We start from the raw sequence: 22,197 nt of genomic DNA, 5'->3' as shown, positions 1-22,197 counted from the left end.
GTGATACTTAGTCACCAATGAAACGCTCGGATATTCCCTCTCTTGACGACCTGCGCGCCTTCGAAGTCGTGGCGAGGCTGGGCTCGGTGCGCGCCGCCGCCACGGAGTTGAACCTCACTCACGGCGCCGTCAGTCGCCGTGTGTCCAAGCTCGCGGGTGATCTCGGTCTTGAACTTCTTGAAACGCATGGCCGTGGAGTACGCCTGACCGCAGACGGCGAGAAGTTGGCCCAGGCAACGACCAAGGCGTTGGCCGTCGTTTCCACGACCCTCGATGAACTGCGCAGTGCAACCTCGGCGCAACCGGTTCTGGTCTCGTGCGAACGATCGCTGGCGATGCGCTGGTTGATCCCGCGGCTGGCCGATTTTCAAGACCGGTATCCGCAGGTTGATCTGCACCTCGCTGTCGGTGGCGGAGCGTTCGACTTCTCCCGTGACCGCGTGACCCTTGCCATCCGGCGTCTGGATTTTGCCATCGACTCACGTTGCGCGGTCACGATCCTGACGAGGGAGGAGATGGGGCCTGTGATGCAGGCCGGCATGGTCGAGCGGTTTTGGGCCGGTGATTATGTCGCCTTGGCGTCAAAGACGAGGCCCGATGCCTGGGATAGTTGGGAGCGGGCAAACCCGGGCGCGCCGAAACCACGCGCCACGCGCTACATGGATCATCATTTCCTCATGGCGGAAGCCGCAGCCGGTGGCCTCGGTGTGGCGATCTGCCCAAGGATCATCGCCTTGGACGATATTCGCAACCAACGGCTGATCGCCCCGATGGGGTTCACGCCCGACGGCTCCGAATACGGCCTCATCCAAGCGGCGTTGAAACCCGAGACGCCGCATGCCTTGCTGTTCAAGAGCTGGCTGCAGACGCAGGTCGCATAAGCAAAGCTCCTGCCTGCGAGGGCGGAAAGCTCACGGATATCGCGGCCTACGCTTGAGCGTCCTTGGTGCGTGCTACTGAACAGGCCACGATCTAAAGAATGCGGCCGAACAAGGAGCCATAGGCGATGATGGCGATGGCAAGTGTGAATCCGGCACCCACGAAAATGGGGGTGAAATCGTAATCCTGGAAACGGGCAGGAAGTAGGCTTCTCATAACGAACTCCAATTTCACTCTGCTTGCGACGGCAGCCAACCATGGTTGGCAGCACGCTGCGATGACGAGACGGTCTCAAAGGAACCTGCTGGCAGAGGCTTTGGCTCGTTCAAGAATTCGATCAGGCAGATCGAATCTATCTCCAGCCTAAGCTTAATGCGGCTCGTTCTTAGGTGAAAAGGCCGTCGAAAATCATTTGGCCGGAAAGTTTTTCTATTCTGCGCGTCGGATTTTTAGAAGTAAATGCGCAGAGAAGATAAATATCTCCTGGTGAAAGAATTTAACGGTTAATCGCGAAATTGGCATGAATTATTAATAAAAGGCGCAGAATATTTTGGAAATATTTTGCCTGCAAGAACTTGTTCGCTGTTTTGACAGGTCCGTGTTTTCCGTTGGTGGCCGCAACAGAATTGCCTCGTATCCAACGACGAAAGCGCCACACGGCGCCAAGTCCGGCAACAATTCTACCGACCGATGACATGTGCGGATTGTCGATGCAGTCCCGGGTCAAAAGCGCCCGGCCCTTCGGGTGGGCCGTGTGTCGGCCACCGGTCGCGTCGCAATCCTCGACCGATGCCAAGGCATAGCTCTGCGGTATGTTCCTTGCCGGATGACCGCACATCGTCCTACGCAGTCCGTCACTATCAGCGCAGGCTGGTATTGCGTTCTCGATGTGCCATGAGAACGTTGATGTTCAGACGTGGCGGTGTATCCGCGCCAGACTGGCGGGCCGGCCAAGGCTTGTCGGACGATGAACGCAATCGGTCAAAGCAGGGCCGCCGCCGGCACGTTTTGCAGCTTGCTGAAAATTGCCGTTGTCACGGAGCCGCCCAAAGGGCGGTGGTCGTCATCCAAGGTATTGAGCACTGCGGTTGCGGGGCCGGCGGGCGCCTTGCCGGGATCGGCACCCAACAGGGACTTCACCAATGATGCCCCAAACCGGGGCCCGAGAGATGTCGCCCACGTATCGTAGGAAGAGGCTGTCTCTGCGTGTCGTGCCACGCCGTTCCTTTCGGCAATAAGCAGGCCGCGGCGAATGTGAAGCAAGCGCCCGTATTGGCGCGGCAGCACGAAGGGGGCAAGCCATCGACGAACCTTGAACTTGAAGCCCCGTTCGACACGCCACAACTCGATGAAAAGGCTTTGAAAATCTCTGTGGTTTTCTCCGAGCCATGCGCGCAGGTTCGTGGCGAAGCTCGCCCTGCTCCATTCCTTCACGCATACATTCATGTGAAGCATGCCGCCGCTCTTGAGGTGCTTGCTCAGCGCGCTGAAGAACCGGATCAAGATCTGCTCCCCGGACTCCAGAGCGTTGCGCGGCAGGAGTTCCATGCCAACCGGTGCATTGAAAACGATCCGGTCGAAGGTCGCTCCCTGCACGGCCGAGAAGAGGTCGGATTCCAGGACTTCGACATTGTCGACACCGTTCAGCGCCATGTTGAAGCGCGCGAGCATGAGCGCCCTGGGGTTCATGTCCAGAGCCACGACCCTCCTACAATAGGTGGACATCGCCAGGGCGATGACGCCGCAGCCACATCCCATATCCAGGCCACTCTCCGCAGGTTCCCTCACAAGCAGATTGGAGAGCGTTGGCCCCTCCCACATCGGATCGACGTAGGCGTTCCGCTCCTCCGTCTTGCGCACCACGCGCATGGACTGGCGCAGGTCCGAAAAGACGAGATGCGGGCCGATAAGTTGCGCCTGAAATCGTGGACGTAGAAGATCACCTGCCTGTTCCGCAACGCCGAAGCGCAGGAGGTCATCGACAGCAGTCGGTTCCAGGTCCCGCTCGATTGCCCGGCGAGGCTGCGGATCTCCATTCAGAAACGATTTCAAAGGGCTCTTCTCGTCTGCGAGCGCGGTCTTCAAGGCCTGACCCAAGTGCGCAATCGCGACGCGATCCTCCGGTTTCGATGTGACAGCAGGCAGCGCCATTTCGTCCCTCTTCCACTCGACTGGTGTAGAAGGGGAAGTTTAAGTGGCAGCTTCATCGTCCGTCGATCTGCAAAAATGGCGTACGTCAGGGAGCAAAGGGAGTAGCGATACCTCTGGCGGCCTGTTTTTCGGTCCAGCGCCGCTGGCGGTTCGACGACCATTGATCGGATGCGCAATGGCGATCCGGTTCCGCCACTTGCGATAGCGTCCAGCATCAGATCTGTCCCTCGCGGTGAATGTCGAAATGTTATCCCCTATCCTTCACGGGTTTGCGAATTTGCCTGAATCAACTAATGCTCCGGTATGGCAGGACGATTTTTCAGCAAGCGATTCGGCGCACGGAGCGAACGTTCCGCAGCCGCTGTCTGGCTGCGAGGCGCGGTCGCGTTTGCGGCTGTGTTCGCCGCGGGCGCTCTGGTTTCTGGCTGCTCGACGCACAACGATGTCGGCACGCCGACGAATGCGGTCATTGTTCCGGCAGAAAATGCGCTGATCCTGCCGCCGCCGGGTGGGCCGGCGGTTCTCAACGTGGTCGAGCGTCGAAAGACCAACGCGATCGAGCAGGATATTTACCTTTTCACCTCGGCTTCGACGCCTGGACAGAATGTCCTGCGCGTGCAGTTCTTCGGTCCGATGGAGGCTCGGTTCGACCAGCAGAAGACGAGCGGCTACGTCGCAGTCAGAAGCTCCGAGATGATGCGGCAGGCACGGCGTGCGCTCCCCGGCGTGGCGCTGGCGCAGTCGTCGGATTTTCTACAGAACAACTATGGGCCGTTCGGCTATGCCTATGGCCGTGGCCGCGGCGATGACGCCTGCATTTTCGCCTGGCAGCAGATCCGTGGCGCAGAGAACCATCGCTCGCGGCTTAACGGCTACGGCACCATTCAGATCCGTTTCCGCTATTGCGCTGTCGGTGCGAGCGAGAACGAGCTCTTGGCGCCCGTCTACGGATACACGATTACCGGGACGTTCGGGGATCCCGCCTGGAATCCTTACGGCGCGCCGCCGCCGCTGGAGGCGGGCATCGGCAGGGTTGGAAACCCGATCTACCGCAAGGAACCGGCGCCCGCCGACATTCGACCCGCAACCGTGATGACGGCACCTGCGCCGGTCAGGCGTACGGTCCGCGTCGAGCAACCGGTGCGTCAGCAACCCGCCGCGGTGCCGGCGACGGCGAATTCTGTCCCGCTGCCTGAGCCAGGTGGAGTGGCAAAGACTGGAGCGACTGTCATTGTTCCCCCGCCTGCCTGCGATGCGCCGGCGGGAGGCAATTGCCCTTAATCAGCTCCTAACCATCATTTGGTATGGGCTGATATCGGGCTTGCAAAAGCCCAGGTGAAATCAGGTCAAGCGATACCAGTGGCATGATGCCGAATGCTGGAAGGCAGAATGAATGAGCAAGATCGGTCCCGTTGCGGCATGGGCGTTTTTCTCCCTTTGCGTCATTGCAGTCATCACGTTGCCGGTCAATCTTCAGACCCAGCTGATCGTGAGCGTGTTGGTCGTCACATTCATGGCGATCCTGAAGCTCATCAAGGCCGAAGGTCGCTGGCGCCTGATCGCGCTCGCCTTCGGTACGGCCATCGTGCTTCGCTATGTCTATTGGCGCACCACCAGCACGCTGCCGCCGCTGAACCAGCTTGAGAACTTCATCCCCGGCTTCCTGCTCTATCTCGCCGAAATGTACAGCGTCATGATGCTGTCGCTGAGCTTGTTCGTCGTTGCGATGCCACTGCCGCCGCGCAAGGCAAAGGCCGTTTCGCCTGGCGCGTTTCCGAAGGTCGACGTCTTCGTCCCGTCCTATAACGAGGATGCGGGGCTGCTTGCCAATACGCTGGCCGCGGCCAAGGGCATGGACTACCCGGCCGACAAGTTGACGGTCTGGCTGCTCGATGATGGCGGCACGCAGCAGAAGCGCTACTCGATGAACCTGGTGGAGGCGCAGCGTGCCTCTGCCCGGCATGTGGAACTGCAGGCGCTCTGCGACGATCTTGGCGTGCGCTATCTGACCCGAGAGCGCAATGAACACGCCAAGGCCGGCAACCTCAACAACGGCATGCTGCATTCGGACGGCGAACTGATCGCGGTCTTCGACGCCGACCACGCGCCGGCACGCGATTTCCTGCTGGAAACGGTCGGCTATTTCGAGAGCGACCCGAAGCTTTTCCTGGTGCAGACACCGCACTTCTTCCTCAACCCCGATCCGCTTGAGCGCAACCTGCGGACCTTCGAGAAGATGCCGAGCGAGAACGAGATGTTCTACGGCATCATCCAGCGCGGCCTCGACAAGTGGAACGCGGCCTTCTTCTGTGGTTCGGCGGCGGTGCTACGACGCAAGGCACTTGAGGATACCGAAGGCTTCAGCGGCATGAGCATCACCGAGGACTGTGAAACGGCACTCGCGCTGCACGGCCGCGGTTGGAACAGCATCTATGTCGACCGGCCATTGATTGCCGGACTGCAGCCGGCAACCTTTGCCAGCTTCATCGGCCAGCGCAGCCGCTGGGCCCAGGGCATGATGCAGATCCTTCTGTTCCGGTTTCCGCTGTTCAAGCGCGGACTGTCGATCCCGCAGCGGCTTTGCTACATGTCATCGACGCTGTTCTGGCTCTTTCCGGTGTCGCGCACGATCTTTCTGTTCGCACCGCTTTTCTACCTGTTCTTCGATCTGGAGATCTTCACCGCATCCGGCGGCGAGTTCCTCGCCTATACGCTCGCCTATATGATGGTGAACCTGATGATGCAGAACTATCTCTACGGCGCCTTCCGCTGGCCGTGGATATCGGAGCTGTACGAATATGCCCAGACCGTGCATCTGCTGCCGGCGGTCATCTCGGTGCTGATGCGCCCGAGCAGGCCCACCTTCAAGGTGACTGCCAAGGACGAGTCGATCCAGGAAAGCCGGTTGTCGGAAATCAGCCGACCGTTCTTCGTCATCTTTGCCGTGCTTTTCGTCGCGCTTCTGATGACGGTCTACCGGGTCTATACCGAACCCTACAAGGCCGACGTCACCCTGGTCGTGGGCGGGTGGAACCTGCTCAACCTGATCATGGCAGGCTGCGCGCTCGGCGTCGTTTCTGAGCGTGGGGAAAAAGCGGCCTCGCGGCGCGTCAAGGTCAGCCGGCGCTGCGAATTCGGCGTCGCGGACCAATGGTACCCGGCGACCATTGAAGACGTATCGGCCAACGGCGCCCGTGTTCAGGTCTATGGCGTCGATGCGGCGACGCTTCCCGTCGACACGGACGGTCTCATCCGCTTCGAGCCCTATAGCGGCGACGGCACCTCCGAGACATTGCCGGTTGCGGTCAAGAACAAGGAAATCGCCGGCGACATCACCACGCTCGGTTGCCGTTACCTGCCGGAGGTGGCGCGCCACCACAGCCTGGTGGCGGATCTGATCTTTGCGAACTCCCAGCAATGGAGCGAATTCCAGAAGGCGCGGCGCGGAAATCCGGGTCTGGTCGGCGGCACGGTTTGGTTCCTGTGGCTGGCTCTCTACCAGATGAGCCGCGGCCTGATCTATTTCGCCCGCAGCTTGCGCTCGTCCGACCAAGCGGAGGCGACGCGATGAACCGGACGCTTGCCGCCCTACTTGTCGTGCTTCTTGCCGCGACCACGCAAACCTTCGCTCAATCGAACCCGTTCGACATGTCGGGTGAACGTCCGGCGGCCGAGCCGCCGGTCGAAATGCCAAAGCAAGAGGGGGGTGGGGGCCAGCCGGCAATCCAGCCAGACGCCGGGGCAGACACGCTCAGCGGCGGCGCGCGCCACGATTTCAGGCGGTATATCGTGCCCTTTGACGCGCTGTCGCTCAGCGGCGAGGTCGATGAACGCACCTGGTCGATGTACTTGACGCCGGCCCAGGCGCAATCGCCCGCAACGCTGAATTTCGGTTATCAGAATGCGATCGTGATTGCACCGGAGGTCTCGTCCCTTTCGGTTTTCGTCAATGGCGAGCTGGTCGGCGAAGGGCCGATCAAAGCGTCGGATACCCCCGAGGAACGTAGCTACGAGCTGCGTGCCGGTTTGCTGCGCCCCGGTTCCAATGACATCCGGTTCCGTGTGCAACAACGCCACCGCACCGACTGCACCATCGAATCCACCTATGAATTGTGGACCGAAATTGCTCCGGACACGGCTTTCATCAGCTTTGCCGATGCCGAGAGCGCTGTCTTTGCGAGCGTCGACGACATCCGTGCCGTTGGCGTCGACGGCAATGGCCGCACGCGGTTCAATCTCGTCGTTCCGGGAATGGCGCAGCCGAGCCGCACTGCCGATATGATGCGGCTCGCCCAGGGTTTGGCGCTGCGCGGTCACATGCCGGCGCAGAGGGTGATCCTCAGCCAGGGCCTGCCGGAGTTGGGAAAGCCCGGCGAATTGACCGTGGTTGCGGGCACCGTCGACGAGGTGTCACCGCTGCTCGCGGCGCTGCCCGATGGCGCCGCCGGCGGATCGGTCACCGCTTTTGTCCACGACGATAAGACAAATGCACCAGTTCTGGTCCTGAGCGGTCCCGACTGGCCAGCCGTGCGGGCCGCTATCGAGGCCGTCGCCGAACCGATGGACCGACCGAGCGAGGTTCCCCGCGACATCATCAATACGGAGCGCTGGCTCTTGCCCGAAACGCCGGTGGTCGCGGGCAGTACGCGGCTGCGTTTCTCGGAACTGGGTGTCGCGACAAGCGAATTTACCGGGCGCCGTTTCCGGTCGAAGTTTTCGGTGGCTGTGCCGTCGGACTTCTATGCGGACGCCTATGGCGAGGCGACGATCCTGCTGGACGCCGCCTATACCGAGACGGTTCTCCCAGGCAGCCGGATCGACATTTACGTCAACGGCAACATCGCTTCGACCGTACCGTTCGATTCGGCGACGGGCGGCATTCTGCGTCATCTGCCGATCAACGTGACGATGCGCCATTTCCGGCCCGGACCGAACCTGATTGAACTCGAGGCCGTGCTCCTGACGGAACAGGACAAGGTTTGCGCACCGGGCGCCCCGGCGTCGACGGATTCGCGTTTTGCACTGTTCGATACGTCGGAACTCCATATGCCCAACTTCGCGCGGATCGGTCTTCGGCCCAATCTTGCGGCGTTGTCCGGCGCGGCAGCCCCCTATCGCAACAGTGCCGGAACGATCCCGCTCTTCATCGACCGGGCGGATGCCGACACGTTGTCGGCCGCAGCGACGTTCCTTGCACGGCTTGCGGTTGCCGGCGGTCGACCGATCGCCGTTGAGACGATCGTTTCGCCGTTGGCCGCGGGTACGCGCAACGCACTCTTCGTTGGCACCTTGCCTGAATTGCCGAAGACGGTACTCACCCAGGTCGGCATCGATCCCAGCCGGCAGATGTCCTGGGGCAGCGCGCAGGCCACCGGCCGCGGCGAGGATACGCAGAAGGCAATCGATGAATGGCAGACGCGCTTGAGCGGTGGCGCCTGGCGCACCCAGATCACGGCGCTTCAGAACTGGGTGAAGCAGGAGTTCGACATCTCACTCAGTTCCCTGCGTATCCTGCCACAGGAACAGGCCGATTTCGCGCCGCCGGAAACGGCAACGTTGCTCATCGCCCAAGGGGCAAATCCGACGGATGACGCCACGTGGACATTGGTCGCTGCGCCGACCGCCAAGCTGTTGAGCGACGGCGTTTCAGCCGTATCCGACATCCGTCAATGGCAAAGGATCGCCGGACACATCTCGACCTACGAGCCGGCCAGTGGCGCCATCAACGTGGTGCCGGTGACCAATTTCGAGTTCGTGCAGACAAGGCCGGCGTCGATCGGCAACTATCGACTGATCATTGCCAACTGGCTTTCCAGCAACATCCTCTTTTACGCCGTGGCGCTGGTGGTCTTGTCGGTGCTGCTCGGGCTTGCCACGTCATCCATGCTCAGTCGGCTCGGGCGCCGGCCATGAGCTTGCGCACGGTTCTCATCCTCGCCCTGGCACTTGTCGCTGCTCTACCGCAGGCGCCCGCGATAGCCCAGGGCCGGGGCGGAACCGTGAGTGCCGAGGATTGGCAGACATACAAGGCCAAGTTCGTCGACGCCGGCGGGCGCATCATCGACGACGGCAACGGCGGCATCAGCCACAGCGAGGGGCAAGGCTACGGCCTGTTGCTGGCGGTGCTCGCGGACAACGCTGCCGATTTCGAGTTGATCTGGTCCTTCACGCGCCGTGAACTGCTCCTGCGCGACGACGGACTTGCCGCCTGGAAATGGAGCCCGGCTGAAAAACCCCATGTGATTGATGTCAACAACGCGACCGATGGCGATATCCTAATCGCCTATGCGCTGACACTGGCCGGCGAACACTGGAGACGGCAGGACTATCTTGCGGCGGCGGCCAAGATCGCCCCGGCAATCCTCGACAGGGCCGTGATCGACTATGGCGGTCGGACGTTGTTGCTGCCGGGCGTTGCCGGGTTTTCTGCCGCCGATCGAGACGATGGCCCTGTCATAAACCCCTCCTATTGGATCTTCGAGGCTTTCCCCGTCCTCAACCGTGTGGCACCTTCGCCGAAATGGGAATCCCTGCGAGACGATGGTGAGAGCATGCTCGACGCATTGCAGCTCGGGCCGCGCAAGATGCCGGCCGATTGGGTCAGCGCCAGGACGCGTCTCAAGGCGGCCCAGGGCTTTCCGGCGGAGTTCGGATACAATGCGCTGCGCATCCCTCTCTATCTCGTTCGCGCAGGCAGCGACGATGCCGAACTGCTTTCAAGATTGCGGCTGGGCATGCTTGGCAGCAACGGTGATTTGCTCATCAGCGACGTCGCGACGGGGACCGTCCGGGCGGCCTTGACGGACCCCGGTTATCAATTTGTTAACCATATTCTGGCCTGTGTCTTGGAGCGGGTACCGTTGCCCGACAGCGTCAAGGTGTTCAGCCCGACGCAATACTATCCTTCGACACTGCACCTTCTCGGGTTGTCTTATGCGAAGGAGAAGCGTCCGGAGTGTCTATGAAGTCGTCAACCGTTGTCATCGCCGGCATTATGTTCACGGCGGCCGGGATTGCCGGTTTTGCCGACGACGGGCTTCTGCGTAAAAATTGGAGTGGCGTTGCCGGTGCGCCGACCAGCGGGGACCAGGCAAGCGGGCTTCCCGACGAGGCGTCGTTCGGCGTGGTCGACAAGGCATCGAGACGTGCCGCGCCCGAATTTCGCCAGGTGGCGCAGAACACGCAGCCTGCCGCCGAGGCTACGCGGCCGCAGGCAACGGCACCGGTGGTCGACGAATCGGCGCTGCGCTATTTCGCAAGCAAGGGCGATACGGCTCGGCTGCAGGCCGAGATATCGCGGCTGAGGGCGCTTTATCCCGATTGGACGCCTCCCGAGGATCCACTTGCCGTTCCGCGCAACAAGGACGTCCAGCTCGAAACGATGTGGCAACTCTATTCGGAGGGGCGCTATGCGGAGGTAAGAAAGGCGATCGCCGAGCGCCAGGCAGGCGAGGCCGCCTGGAAACCGCCGGCGGATCTGCTCGAGCGGCTGAATGTTGCCGAATCCCGGGCGCGGTTGGTGAACGCCTCCGATCTCAAGCAGTACGAGACGGTCATCGAAGTGGCGGCGAGTACGCCGAGCCTGCTGACATGTTCTGAAGTGGACGTGCTCTGGCGGGTGGCTGACGCGTTCGCGCAGACCAAGCGACCGGATCGCGCTCGCGACGCCTATCTCTACGTCCTGAAGAATTGCGAGAATGCCCCGGAGCGGCTGGCGACCGTGCAGAAGGCGGTATCCGGACTGCCCTACGACATTGCCCAGGAACTGCTGGCCTTTGAGCGCACGGCGCCCGGCGGCGGTGGCGAGTTCGAGAGCATTGGCGACGATCTGGCCCGACGCTTCGTCGCTGAGGGCGATGCGGATGGCAAGCTGGCCGTCGATCCGAAATATATCCTGCGCCTCGAACGCCTGGTTGAAACCGAGGGCTTGGCGAGCGACGCGCTTCTTCTGGGCTGGTACCAGTTGCGTCGCGACAACATGAGCGCGGCCGAGCAGTGGTTCCGTCGTGCCCACGACAAGGAGGATTCCGCCTCCGCCGCGCAAGGACTGGCGCTGACGTTGATTGCGCGCAAGGCGCATGAAGACGCGGAGAAGGTGCTGTATCCCTGGCGCGATGCGTCGGAAGACGCAAAGGCCACCTATTTTGCCGCGACGGCAAACCTGCTGGCGATCGAGCCGCCGGTGACGCTCCGCGAGGAAGTGCTGAGCCGCATCGCGCAGGAGACGACAAAGGGGCGTGATCCGGCCACCGCCCAGCAGTTCGGCTGGTATGCCCGTGCCATGGAACAGCCGGGGACGGCTGCACAATGGTTTGCAACTGCCCTTCGCTGGAAGCCGGATGACGAACCTTCGGCCTATGGCCTGGCGCTGAGTCGCAACCAGCTCGGTGATGCCGCGGGCGTCGCGGAGATCCAGAGGCTTTGGGCCGGGCGCTCCGAGCGCATCGCGCGCCTGGGTGAGACCGAGGAGGAGCGGCGCGACGCCATTGCCCGGCAACAACAGCCGCTGGCGCGAGAACAGGCACCCATTTCCGGTGGGCGACAAAAGACACCTGCGGCCGTGACGGAGGCCGCGCCGCGAACGGTGACGCGTTATGAGGTCGAGCAGCCTGTTGCGGTTGCGCGGCAAACACAAACGACTGGCAGGAACGCAACGGGATGCCGGACGACCGTCAATCCTGCGCGGCTTTCACCGCAGGCGGCGCTGACGCGCGGCTGGTGCCTGATGGACCTCAATCGTCCGCTGGAAGCCGCTGAAGCGTTCGCGGTGGCCCTGCAGGCACCGGCTTCGCAGATGCGCGAAGATGCCGCCTACGGCCAAAGCCTCGCCTATCTCAGGGCAGGGCTGACCAACAGGGCTGCGGTGGCCGCAACGCAATCGACCCAGAGCCGCCGCCGCGCCGAAGAATTGCAGAGCGCCATTCTCTCCGACAGGGCGATTGCCGCCTTCGATGCCAAACGGTATCGCGAGGCGCTGATCTTCCTCGATCAGCTTGGCCAGATCTCGACGCAGCGGTCGGACCTGATGGTGCTGCGCGGCTACGCCTATCTCAACCTCAAGCGCTACGCCGAAGCCCGGCGCATCTTCGAGGCGGTTGCCGCTACCGGCAACCGTGACGCGCAGCGCGGCCTCGCCGACGTCGGCAGGGCGCAGGAAATCTGGCCAAACAAGTAAACGCTTCGCAAGCGATTCCATCGCAACGCGAACGTTGCAGCGGGCCAGATTGGCGCAAGCCGTTTCGCGCATCGGATGCATCGCCAAATGCTCCTAAACTTTCCAGATCGTGCTTCCCGGATTTCCTCTTTGGAAGGAAATTAGCCAGGCGCGGTGCTATCGTCGCTCGACATCGCGGCGTTGGTATCATTGCAATCGCCGCCTTGCGCGTAGAGGATGGAGCGCAGACGACCCAGTCGGTGGTGAGGAGATCATCGATGGGGTCGAGGGGAGGAGATGAGAGATGTTTCAGGGCGGATTGAGCTTCGCGCTAGGCGAGGACATTGATGCGTTGCGCGATAGCGTACGGCGCTTTGCAACCGAGCGCATCGCGCCGTTGGCGGCGGAAACCGACCGCAGCAACGCGTTCCCGACACCGCTCTGGCGGGAAATGGGTGATCTCGGTCTGCTCGGGATTACCGCAGACGAGGCCTATGGCGGTGCGGGCATGGGCTATGTCGCCCATTGCGTCGCCATGGAGGAAATCAGCCGCGCCTCCGCTTCCGTGGGCTTGAGCTACGGCGCCCATTCCAATCTCTGCGTCAACCAGATCAGCCGCAACGGCAGCGAGGCGCAGAAAGCGCGCTATCTGCCGAAGCTGATCTCGGGCGAACATGTGGGCGCGCTTGCCATGTCCGAACCGGGTGCTGGCTCCGACGTCGTTTCCATGACGCTCCGGGCCGAAAAACGCGGCGACCGTTATGTCCTCAACGGCGGCAAGATGTGGATCACCAACGGGCCGGATGCGGACGTGCTGGTGGTCTACGCCAAGACAGACCCCAGTGCCGGTCCGCGCGGCATTACCGCCTTTCTCGTCGAAAAGGGTTTCGCCGGCTTTTCCACCGGCCAGAAGCTCGACAAGCTCGGCATGCGCGGCTCCAACACCTGCGAGCTGATTTTTCGCGATTGCGAGGTGCCGGCTGAAAACATCCTGGGCAGCGAGGGTGGCGGCGTCCGCGTGCTGATGTCCGGCCTAGACTATGAACGTGTCGTACTGTCCGCCGGACCGCTCGGCATCATGTCCGCTTGCCTTGACGTCGTCGTCCCCTATCTCCACGAGCGTAAGCAGTTCGGCCAGGCGATCGGCGAGTTCCAACTGATGCAGGGCAAGCTTGCCGACATGTATGTGACGGCGAATGCGGCGCGCGCCTATGTCTATGCGGTGGCGGCCGCCTGCGATCGCGGCGAGACCACCCGCAAGGACGCGGCCGGCTGCATTCTCTACGCAGCCGAGAAGGCAACGGCGCTGGCGCTGGAGGCTATCCAGGCGCTCGGCGGCAATGGCTATACCAACGACTATTCGGCGGGCCGGCTGCTGCGTGACGCCAAGCTCTACGAGATCGGCGCCGGAACCAGTGAAATCCGCCGCATGCTGATCGGTCGCGAACTGTTCACCGAGACCAGGTAGACGCCCGAACGGGTGGCCGCAACCGCAATCATCGTCGATCGAATGAGGACTTCATGACTGTTCTGAAATCCCACATCTCGCCCTCATCCGACATGTTCAGAGCCAATCAGGCGGCGATGGCGGAGGCGATTGGTACTGTCGAAGACGCCGTCAAGCTGGCAGCGGGCGGTGGCGGCGACGCGGCGCGGGAGCGCCACGTCAGCCGCGGCAAGCTTCTGCCGCGCGACCGGGTCTCCTCGCTGATCGATCCGGCGACGCCGTTCCTCGAGATCGGCTCGACCGCCGCTCACGGCATGTACAACGGCGACGCGCCGTCAGCGGGCCTGATCACCGGCATCGGCCGGGTGTCCGGCCGCGAATGCATGATCGTCTGCAACGACCCGACCGTCAAAGGCGGGACCTACTATCCGATGACGGTCAAGAAGCATCTGCGGGCGCAGGAGATCGCCGCCGAGAACCAGTTGCCGTGTATCTATCTGGTGGATTCCGGCGGCGCCAACCTGCCGAACCAGGACGAGGTCTTTCCAGACCGGGAGCATTTCGGCCGCATCTTCTATAACCAGGCCAACATGTCGGCGGCCGGAATTCCTCAGATCGCGGTTGTGATGGGATCGTGTACGGCCGGCGGCGCCTATGTGCCGGCGATGTCGGACGAAACGATCATCGTCGAAGGCCAGGGGACGATCTTCCTGGCCGGGCCGCCACTGGTGCGCGCGGCGACCGGCGAAGTGGTCTCGGCGGAGGATCTTGGCGGCGCCGATGTGCACACCCGCCTTTCCGGTGTCGCCGACCATATGGCGCGCGACGACGCGCATGCGCTGGCGCTTGCCCGCCGCGCCGTCGCGGCACTCAATCGCCGCAAGCCGGCGTCGGTGGAACTGCAGAGCCCGGAGCCGCCACTCTACGATCCGCAGGAGATTGCCGGCATCGTGCCGGCGGACCTGCGCACGCCCTACGATATCCGCGAAGTCATTGCCCGCCTTGTCGACGGCTCGCGCTTCGACGAGTTCAAGGCGCGTTACGGCAACACGCTCGTCTGCGGTTTTGCCCATGTCCACGGTGTTCCCGTCGGCATAATCGCCAACAATGGCGTGCTGTTTTCGGAATCGGCTTTGAAGGGCGCCCATTTCGTCGAGCTTTGCGCCCAGCGCAAGATCCCGCTGGTGTTCCTGCAAAACATCACCGGCTTCATGGTCGGCCGCAAATATGAAACCGAAGGTATCGCCAAGCACGGCGCCAAACTGGTCACCGCCGTGGCGACGGCGCAGGTGCCGAAGATCACCATGCTGGTGGGCGGATCGTTCGGTGCGGGCAACTACGGCATGTGCGGTCGGGCCTTTTCGCCACGATTCCTCTGGACCTGGCCGAACAGCCGGATCTCGGTGATGGGCGGCGAGCAGGCGGCAGGCGTCCTGTCGACCGTGCGCGGCGAGGCGCTGAAGCGGGCGGGAACGCCCTGGAACGAGGAAGAGGAAGCCAGGTTCCGGCAGCCGGTCCTCGACCTCTTCGAGCGCCAGAGCCATCCGCTCTATGCCTCGGCCCGGCTCTGGGACGACGGTGTCGTCGACCCGCGCAAGAGCCGCGACGTGCTGGCATTATCGCTATCGGCGGCGCTCAATGCGCCGATCGAAGAAACGCGTTTCGGCCTGTTCAGAATGTAGGAGATCGCGATGAAACGCGAAAACGTCAACGCCAAGAATGCGCCGCAACCGCGCGGCGGCTACTCGCAGGCCGTAAAGCTCGAGAACTTCGAGCGGCTGGTTTTCGTCAGCGGCCAGGTGCCGCTCAATTCGGACGACGAACTGCCCGATACTTTCGAGGCGCAGGCTCGGCAGGTCTGGTTGAACATCGATGCCCAATTGAAGGCCGCCGGCATGAGCAAGGACGATATCGTCAAGGTGACGGCCTTTCTCGCCGACCGCAACCACACCATGGCCAACCGTGCGGCCCGCGCCGAATATCTCGGTCCGCTTGCGCCGGCGATGACGGTGGTGATCGCCGGCATCTTCGATGCCGGCTGGTTGCTCGAAGTCGAAGTGATAGCGGCGCAATAGGGCGGGCCATATGCCGATGTTTTCCAAGCTTCTGATTGCCAATCGCGGTGAAATCGCCTGCCGTGTTATCCGCACCGCCAGACGTCTGGGCGTCCGCACCGTCGCTGTTTACTCCGATGCCGATGTCGATGCCCTGCATGTGACGTTGGCCGACGAGGCGATCCGCATCGGACCGGCGACGGCGTCCGAAAGTTATCTCTCGATCGAGCGGATTATTGCCGCGGCGAGAAGCGTCGGCGCCGATGCCATTCACCCCGGCTACGGCTTCTTGTCGGAAAACGCCAATTTTGCCGAGGCGATCGAAGCGGCCGGCATGACATTCGTCGGTCCCTCGCCGGCGGCCATTCGCGCGATGGGACTGAAGGATGCAGCCAAGGCGCTTATGGAGCAGGCCGGCGTTCCCGTCGTTCCCGGCTACCACGGCGACGTACAGGAGCCGTCGTTCCTGGCGGATCGGGCCGCTGAAATAGGGTTCCCCGTGCTGATCAAGGCGCGGGCCGGCGGCGGCGGCAAGGGTATGCGCAAGGTCGAGCAGCCGCACGAGTTTGCCGCCGCACTTGACGCTGCGCGCCGCGAAGCCGAGGCCGCCTTCGGTGACGGCGCGGTGCTGATCGAGAAATATCTGACCAGGCCGCGTCATATCGAAGTCCAGGTGTTCGGTGACCGCCACGGCAACATCCTGCACCTATTCGAACGCGACTGCTCGTTGCAGCGCCGCCATCAGAAGGTGATCGAGGAGGCGCCGGCTCCCGGCATGACGGCGGAGGTTCGCCGCGCCATGGGTGATGCCGCTGTCAAGGCGGCCCGCGCCATCGGCTATGTCGGTGCCGGCACGGTGGAGTTCATCGCCGATGTCACCAACGGGCTCTGGCCGGACCAGTTCTATTTCATGGAAATGAACACCCGGCTTCAGGTGGAGCATCCGGTCACCGAGGCGATCACCGGCATTGACCTCGTCGAATGGCAACTGCGCGCAGCGGTCGGCGAAGCCCTTCCCAAGCGACAGAACGAAATCGCCATCGACGGCTGGGCGTTCGAGGCGCGGATTTATGCCGAAGACCCGTCGCGCGGTTTTCTGCCGGCGACCGGTCGGCTCGCCACGCTCGATTTTCCCGTCGACGGCGTGCGGATCGATGCGGGCGTCCGGCAGGGCGACGTCATCGCTCCCTATTACGATCCGTTGATCGCCAAGCTGATCGTGCATGGGCCGAGCCGCTCGTCGGCACTTGCACGACTGGAGAGTGCGCTCAAGGCCTGCCGCATCGGCGGCACCATCACCAATCTCGATTTCCTCGCCCGGCTCGCGGCCGAGCCCGAGTTTCGCGCCGGACGGCCGGATACCGGACTTATCGACCGGGCGATCGACCAACTGACCATCCCCCCCGTGCCGGGCGACGAGATACTGGTGCTGGCCGCCGTCGTCGCCACCGGCGTGCTGCAACCGATGAAATCCGACGATCCCTGGTCGTCGCTCGGCCATTGGCAGAACTGGGGGGATGCGCATAGAAGCGTTGCCGTGGAACATGCCGGCGGGCGATCGATCGTTACGCTTGCTGCTCGCGGGCGCGATCAGTTTGCGGTACGGGCCGGCGAAAACACATTTCCCGTGCTGGTGCTTGATCGGTTCGATGATGGCGCCCGGGTGGAGATCGCAGGCGAGCAACGCGTTTTCCGCTTTCTGCGCGAAGGGGAGACCATCACGCTCTTCGTCGGCGGAAAAACCTTCGCCATTCGGCTTCCCGATCCACTCGCCGCAGCGCATGCGGGTGAAGCGGCCGCGGATGAGGTTGCGGCTCCGATGCCTGGCATCGTCAAACTCATCCATGTCCGCGTCGGCGACACGGTGGCGAAAGGCCAGCCGCTGGTGGTGATGGAGGCGATGAAGATGGAGTTGACGTTGGCGGCGTCGCGCGACGGCATCATCGAGAGTGTGCTGATCTCGTCCGGCGAGCAAGTCAGCGCCGGGGCGATCCTCGTCGCGCTGAAGCCGGAGAGCGGCGAATGAGCGCATCGGCGCCCGAGCATGTGACGCTTGTCGAAATGGCGCCGCGCGACGGGCTCCAGAACGAAAAGCGGCTTGTCGATACGACCGACAAGATCCGCCTTGTCGATCTCCTGTCGGACTGCGGCTATCAGCGCATCGAGGTGACGAGCTTCGTCAGCCCAAAATGGGTGCCGCAGATGGCGGACGCCGCTGCTGTCATGGCCGGAATCCGGCGCCGGACGGGCACGCGCTACACCGTACTGACACCGAACATGCAGGGCTTCGAGGCGGCCCTTGCGGCGAAGGCCGACGAGATGGCGATCTTCGCCTCGGCATCGGAGACGTTTTCGCAAAAGAACATCAATTGCTCGATTGCTGAAAGCATCGAACGGTTTCGTCCGGTCGCCGAAGCCTGCCGCGCCAATGCGGTGCCGCTGCGAGGCTATGTCAGCTGTGTTGTCGAGTGCCCCTACGAAGGCGCGATTGCCCCGGAGAGTGTTGCTCAAGTCGCCGACGCCTTGATGGCGATGGGGTGTTACGAGATCAGTCTCGGCGATACGATCGGACGCGGCACACCGGATGCGGTCGACGCGATGCTTGTAAGGGTTCTGGCGGACGTGTCGGCCGGGCAACTGGCGGGCCATTTTCACGACACATCCGGACGGGCACTCGACAATATCGGCATCGCGCTCGAGCGTGGCTTGCGCGTCTTCGACGCCTCCGCCGGCGGCCTCGGTGGCTGCCCCTACGCGCCGGGTGCGGCAGGCAATGTGGATACGCTTGCGGTCAACGCCTTTGTCACCGACCGTGGGTTTTCGACGGGGCTGGATGCGACGCGGCTAGAAGAGGCTGCTGCATTCGCGAAATCGCTGAGGAGTACTGGCTGATGTTCGAGACGATCCGGTACGCCGTCGATGCGAAAGGCGTCGCCCGACTGACGCTGGCACAGCCGCAGAAGCACAATGCGCTTTCCGCAATCATGATCGGCGAATTGACTGCGGCGGCAGAGCGCCTGTCTGTCGATAAAGCCGTGCGCGTCGTCGTTCTCGATGCCGAGGGACGCAGTTTCTGCGCGGGCGGCGATCTCGGCTGGATGCGCGAGCAGTTCGAGGCGGATCGGCCGACCCGTATCGCCGAGGCAACGCGGCTGGCGCTGATGTTCAAGGCATTGAACGAGATCGCCAAGCCGGTCATCGCGCGTGTGCATGGCAATGCCTTCGGCGGCGGCGTCGGCCTCATGAGCGTCTGCGATGCCGTCATCGCGTCTGCCGATGCGCGCTTCGGCCTGACGGAAACCCGGCTGGGCCTCATTCCAGCGACCATCAGCCCCTATGTTGTTGCCCGCATCGGCGAGGGCAGGGCGCGGCCTTTGTTCATGTCCGCGCGCCTGTTCGGCGCCGAAGAGGCAAGGGAGGCGGGGCTGGTGACGTCGATCGCCGCGCCCGTTGCGCTGGATGCAACCATCGAAGCGGAAATCGAGCCCTACCTTCAGACGGCGCCCGCCGCGACGGGACGGGCGAAGCGGCTTGCCCGATCGCTTGGGCAGCCGATCACCGAGGCGACCATTGCCGCCACGATCGAGCAGCTTGCCGAGTGCTGGGAAAGCGCAGAGGCGCGCGAAGGCGTTGCCGCCTTCTTCGAGCGGCGCGACCCCTCCTGGCGACAACCGTCTCTTCCTTGATTTGGGCGGGTTTTGAGCCTATTTTGATCCTGTAGTGATCAGAATGAGTTTGGATTGTGCCATGTCAGCGGTCGGTTTCAACATCTCTGCCTCGCATTTCGGCGAAAGCCAGTCGTCCTTTCTGTCAGCGCGGCTGGTCGCGGACCGTCTTGGCGTAACACTTGCCGAATTGGCGAAGCTGATCGGCGTCGCGCGAAACACGCTGACGGCGAAGTCGAGCGCCCGCAAGGTCGATTCAGCGCTCAGCAATGTCGTGCGAATCCTGGCGATGGCTGCGGAAATGTCCGGTGACGAGAGCCGGGCGGTCATCTGGTTCAAGCACCAGCCAATCCCGGGATGGGCGGGCAAGACCGCCTATGATCTTGTGGGAGAAGGCAAGGCCGACAAGGTTCTCGTCTATCTCGAAGCCGTTCGGTCGGGTGTCTACGCCTGATGTCGACGGAGGAGCCGGTGCGCCTCTGGCGTGCCTATGTGCCGCGCTGGGCGCATGCGCCGCTTTCGGGCGATGGTGCGGCGCTCTTCGGTGGCCGCTGGAACCCGGTCGGGCTGCCGACGATCTATGCAGCGCGCGAACTGTCGACCGCCTGGGCGGAATATAACCAGGGCTTTGTCCAGCATCCGGCGCTCATCGCTCAGCTGGAACTCCGGCATGCGCGGCTTGCGGACACGATGGCGGCGGATGTGCTCGCCGATCTCGGCGTGACCGAGGCTATTCATCGTGAGGAATGGCGCGACGCGCTCGATCGCGGCGTCGTGCCTGCGACGCATCGCCTACAGGCGGATCTGGCCGCACGCGGCTTCGATGGCCTGATCTACCCCTCCTTCATGTCTCCGGGTGGTAGCTGCGTCGCACTCTGGCGGTGGAATGCCGGCGGGGCGGAGCTGACGGTAGTCGATCCGGAAAATCGCTTGCCGAAGACCCCTGCTTCGTGGCTGTGATGCAGGCAAGCCCGTTTCAAATCACCTTGCCGGGGTTGAGGATGCCTTTCGGGTCGAGCGCGTTCTTGATCCGGCGCATTACCTCGAGTTCAGCAGCACTGCGCGAGTGGCCAAGGAACTCCCGCTTCAGCGTGCCGATACCATGTTCGGCGGAGATCGAGCCGCGATAACGACGGACGATGTCGTAGACGATGCCATCGACCGCATGCTGCGTGTGTTCGTCGCTGCCGGTCGTTGAAAAGGCGATGTGCAGGTTGCTGTCGGCGACATGACCGAAGAAGGAGATGTGCGCCTGCGGAAAGCGAGCGGCGAGCGCCGTGCCGCATTCCGCCGCGAAACGGCCGATTTCGCCGATGGGCAGGCTGACATCGAGATTGATCAGTCCCGGCAGCAGGCGGTCCATCGCATGTCCCTCGCGCACCTGCCAGAACAGCCGGCTCTCCTTCTCCGACTGGGCGATGAGCGCATTGTCGATGACATCGTCCTCAAGGGCGGCGCCGAGAAAATTCTCGAAATCCTCGCCTTCTTCGTCGTGACCCTGGACATCCTGTTCGACGATGACAGCAAAGGCGGGAGGCTTCTCGAAAAATTGCTGTCCCTCCGCCTCGCAATTGAAGCGAAAGTAGCTTTCCCACATGGCCTCGAAGGCGGAGAGGCCGGGCAGTCCCCTTTGCGCCCGCGCCAGGAAAGCGACGACCTGATCATAACTGTCGAGCGCACAAAGCGCGGTCAGGCGGCCTGCCGGTCGCGGCTTCAATCGCAGGACGGCGCGGGTGATGACGCCGAGCGTGCCTTCCGAGCCGATGAAATACTGGCGCAGGTCGTAGCCGGTGTTGTTCTTGATCATCTTGCTGAGTGACGAGAGGATCGTACCGTCGGCAAGCACGGCCTCGACCCCGAGCACGTTGTCGCGGGTGACGCCGTGCGCGATCACGCGGATGCCGCCGGCATTGGTGGCGAGATTGCCGCCGATCTGGCAGGAGCCGCGCGCACCGAGATCGATCGGCAGCAGGAACCCGGCGTCGTCCGCCGCGTGCTGCGCGACTTCGAGCGGCGTGCCGGCAAGGACGGTCATGGTGGCGGAAAGTGGATCGATTTCCTCGATACCCACGAGACGCTCGAGCGAGAGGGAAATGGCGTCATCATTCGGGTTGGCGCCGCCGGCAAGGCCGGTCAGGCCGCCTTGGACCACGACCGCCTGTCCATGGGCGTCGCAGATGCGAAGCACGGTTGAGACCTCGTCCGTATTCGCGGGGCGAATGACGGCCTTGGGCAGGGCGCGGCCGGTGAGGCTGGCGTCGCTGCGATAACGCTCGCCGATCTCTGTGCCCGTCAGCACGGCATCGCCGAGTGCCTGTTTCAGATCGTCAATGACGGACATGCGCCTGGTCTCCCGCTTTTCTCACCGCATATGACGCTGTAGCGCATCTCGGCAGAAACGGGAATTGGGTGGACTGGGCGGTCGAAAGGTCGTCAGGTTCCGGTGCGTGCCAGTTCGAAGGCTTGAGCCTGCGATTCCGCTTCTAAATCCTTGGCGGCGACCTCGGCGTGGGCCTTGCCGTCCCTGAACAGTTTCCACTTTGTCGGTCGGAACGCGACCCTTGCGCGGTCCTGTGTCGTGGTGCGTTCTGGCGGCAGCTCGATTTCGGCATGCGGGTGGTTGCGGCCGAGGTCGAGTTCGAGATGGCGGGTGCCGGCGACACGGCGGCTGGCGGTGACGAGACCGGCGAGACAGCCGCCGCAGCCGTCGATCAGCTCGATGTCGTGCGGGCGGAAGTAGAGGGTGGCCGGGCCATCGGGCTCGGTCGGCGCGCGCAGGCCGATCGGCCGATCCTCGAACCAGATCTCGCCGTTTTGCAGCGTGACCGACAAGGCATTCGACTGGCC

General features: G+C 63.0%; 19 protein-coding genes. 14 read left to right on the top strand and 5 right to left on the bottom strand.

The features are described from left to right. The first annotated feature begins 17 nt into the window (after positions 1-17). On the top strand, positions 18-881 hold the full coding sequence (locus HT585_RS24840) for a LysR family transcriptional regulator (protein ID WP_176355477.1): 864 nt from the start codon (positions 18-20) through the stop codon (positions 879-881). A 91-nt stretch (positions 882-972) separates the two neighbouring features. Here HT585_RS24840 and HT585_RS32140 read toward each other — a convergent pair whose 3' ends face one another. From HT585_RS32140 to HT585_RS24830, 3 genes are all read right to left on the bottom strand, one after another. Continuing rightward, a complete protein-coding gene (locus tag HT585_RS32140) occupies positions 973-1,095 on the bottom strand; it encodes a hypothetical protein (protein ID WP_281410705.1) in 123 nt (40 codons plus the stop codon). 280 nt (positions 1,096-1,375) lie between these two features. Continuing rightward, positions 1,376-1,675 (bottom strand): hypothetical protein, encoded by a 300-nt coding sequence (locus HT585_RS24835; RefSeq protein WP_176355476.1) that lies wholly within the window; start codon positions 1,673-1,675, stop codon positions 1,376-1,378. Between the two features lie 185 nt (positions 1,676-1,860). After that, positions 1,861-3,030, bottom strand: coding sequence for a methyltransferase (locus tag HT585_RS24830; protein ID WP_176355475.1), 1,170 nt, complete (start codon positions 3,028-3,030; stop codon positions 1,861-1,863). Between the two features lie 396 nt (positions 3,031-3,426). Here HT585_RS24830 and bcsN point away from each other — a divergent pair, with 396 nt between their 5' ends. The 13 genes from bcsN to HT585_RS24765 all read left to right on the top strand — a co-directional run bounded on the left by bcsN (position 3,427) and on the right by HT585_RS24765 (position 20,310). Continuing rightward, positions 3,427-4,311 carry a cellulose biosynthesis protein BcsN gene (gene bcsN, locus HT585_RS24825; protein WP_343214077.1) on the top strand — a complete coding sequence of 295 codons (885 nt, stop codon included), beginning with the start codon at positions 3,427-3,429 and terminating at the stop codon, positions 4,309-4,311. A 112-nt stretch (positions 4,312-4,423) separates the two neighbouring features. Continuing rightward, positions 4,424-6,601: a UDP-forming cellulose synthase catalytic subunit gene (gene bcsA, locus HT585_RS24820; RefSeq protein ID WP_077502468.1), complete on the top strand. Its 2,178-nt coding sequence runs from the start codon at positions 4,424-4,426 to the stop codon at positions 6,599-6,601. After that, positions 6,598-8,943 carry a cellulose biosynthesis cyclic di-GMP-binding regulatory protein BcsB gene (locus HT585_RS24815; protein ID WP_176355473.1) on the top strand — a complete coding sequence of 782 codons (2,346 nt, stop codon included), beginning with the start codon at positions 6,598-6,600 and terminating at the stop codon, positions 8,941-8,943. The genes bcsA and HT585_RS24815 overlap by 4 nt, the downstream gene beginning before the upstream one ends. Before the next feature lie 2 nt (positions 8,944-8,945). Next, entirely contained in the window at positions 8,946-9,995 is a 1,050-nt protein-coding gene (locus HT585_RS24810; protein ID WP_425513788.1) for a family 8 glycosyl hydrolase, read from the top strand. Further along, the gene (locus HT585_RS24805; RefSeq protein ID WP_176355471.1) at positions 9,992-12,205 is read left to right on the top strand and encodes a tetratricopeptide repeat protein; all 2,214 of its coding nucleotides are present in this window, start codon (positions 9,992-9,994) and stop codon (positions 12,203-12,205) included. Before HT585_RS24810 ends, HT585_RS24805 begins: the two co-directional genes overlap by 4 nt. 283 nt (positions 12,206-12,488) lie before the next feature. Beyond that, entirely contained in the window at positions 12,489-13,652 is a 1,164-nt protein-coding gene (locus tag HT585_RS24800; protein ID WP_176355470.1) for an isovaleryl-CoA dehydrogenase, read from the top strand. A 53-nt stretch (positions 13,653-13,705) separates the two neighbouring features. Next, the gene (locus HT585_RS24795) at positions 13,706-15,313 is read left to right on the top strand and encodes a carboxyl transferase domain-containing protein (protein ID WP_176355469.1); all 1,608 of its coding nucleotides are present in this window, start codon (positions 13,706-13,708) and stop codon (positions 15,311-15,313) included. A gap of 9 nt (positions 15,314-15,322) precedes the next feature. Further along, a complete protein-coding gene (locus HT585_RS24790) occupies positions 15,323-15,706 on the top strand; it encodes a RidA family protein (RefSeq protein WP_176355468.1) in 384 nt (127 codons plus the stop codon). Positions 15,707-15,722: 16 nt separating this feature from the next. After that, positions 15,723-17,711, top strand: coding sequence for an acetyl/propionyl/methylcrotonyl-CoA carboxylase subunit alpha (locus HT585_RS24785; protein ID WP_176355687.1), 1,989 nt, complete (start codon positions 15,723-15,725; stop codon positions 17,709-17,711). Further along, positions 17,708-18,577 carry a hydroxymethylglutaryl-CoA lyase gene (locus HT585_RS24780; RefSeq protein WP_176355467.1) on the top strand — a complete coding sequence of 290 codons (870 nt, stop codon included), beginning with the start codon at positions 17,708-17,710 and terminating at the stop codon, positions 18,575-18,577. Before HT585_RS24785 ends, HT585_RS24780 begins: the two co-directional genes overlap by 4 nt. Then, positions 18,574-19,371 carry a crotonase/enoyl-CoA hydratase family protein gene (locus HT585_RS24775; RefSeq protein WP_176355686.1) on the top strand — a complete coding sequence of 266 codons (798 nt, stop codon included), beginning with the start codon at positions 18,574-18,576 and terminating at the stop codon, positions 19,369-19,371. Before HT585_RS24780 ends, HT585_RS24775 begins: the two co-directional genes overlap by 4 nt. Before the next feature lie 61 nt (positions 19,372-19,432). Continuing rightward, a complete protein-coding gene (locus tag HT585_RS24770) occupies positions 19,433-19,804 on the top strand; it encodes an antitoxin Xre/MbcA/ParS toxin-binding domain-containing protein (protein ID WP_176355466.1) in 372 nt (123 codons plus the stop codon). Next, positions 19,804-20,310, top strand: coding sequence for an RES family NAD+ phosphorylase (locus tag HT585_RS24765; RefSeq protein WP_176355465.1), 507 nt, complete (start codon positions 19,804-19,806; stop codon positions 20,308-20,310). Before HT585_RS24770 ends, HT585_RS24765 begins: the two co-directional genes overlap by 1 nt. A 16-nt stretch (positions 20,311-20,326) precedes the next feature. On the opposite strand, the gene HT585_RS24760 is transcribed toward HT585_RS24765, so the two are convergent. Beyond that, positions 20,327-21,691, bottom strand: coding sequence for an FAD-binding oxidoreductase (locus HT585_RS24760; RefSeq protein WP_176355464.1), 1,365 nt, complete (start codon positions 21,689-21,691; stop codon positions 20,327-20,329). 92 nt (positions 21,692-21,783) lie between these two features. After that, the coding region (locus tag HT585_RS24755; RefSeq protein WP_176355463.1) for a TOBE-like domain-containing protein at positions 21,784-22,197 on the bottom strand (414 nt) is incomplete at its 5' end.

This window comes from Ensifer oleiphilus (assembly GCF_013371465.1).
In the GTDB taxonomy this organism is placed as follows: domain Bacteria; phylum Pseudomonadota; class Alphaproteobacteria; order Rhizobiales; family Rhizobiaceae; genus Ensifer; species Ensifer oleiphilus.
This window is presented reverse-complemented; position numbering and strand designations above follow the sequence as displayed.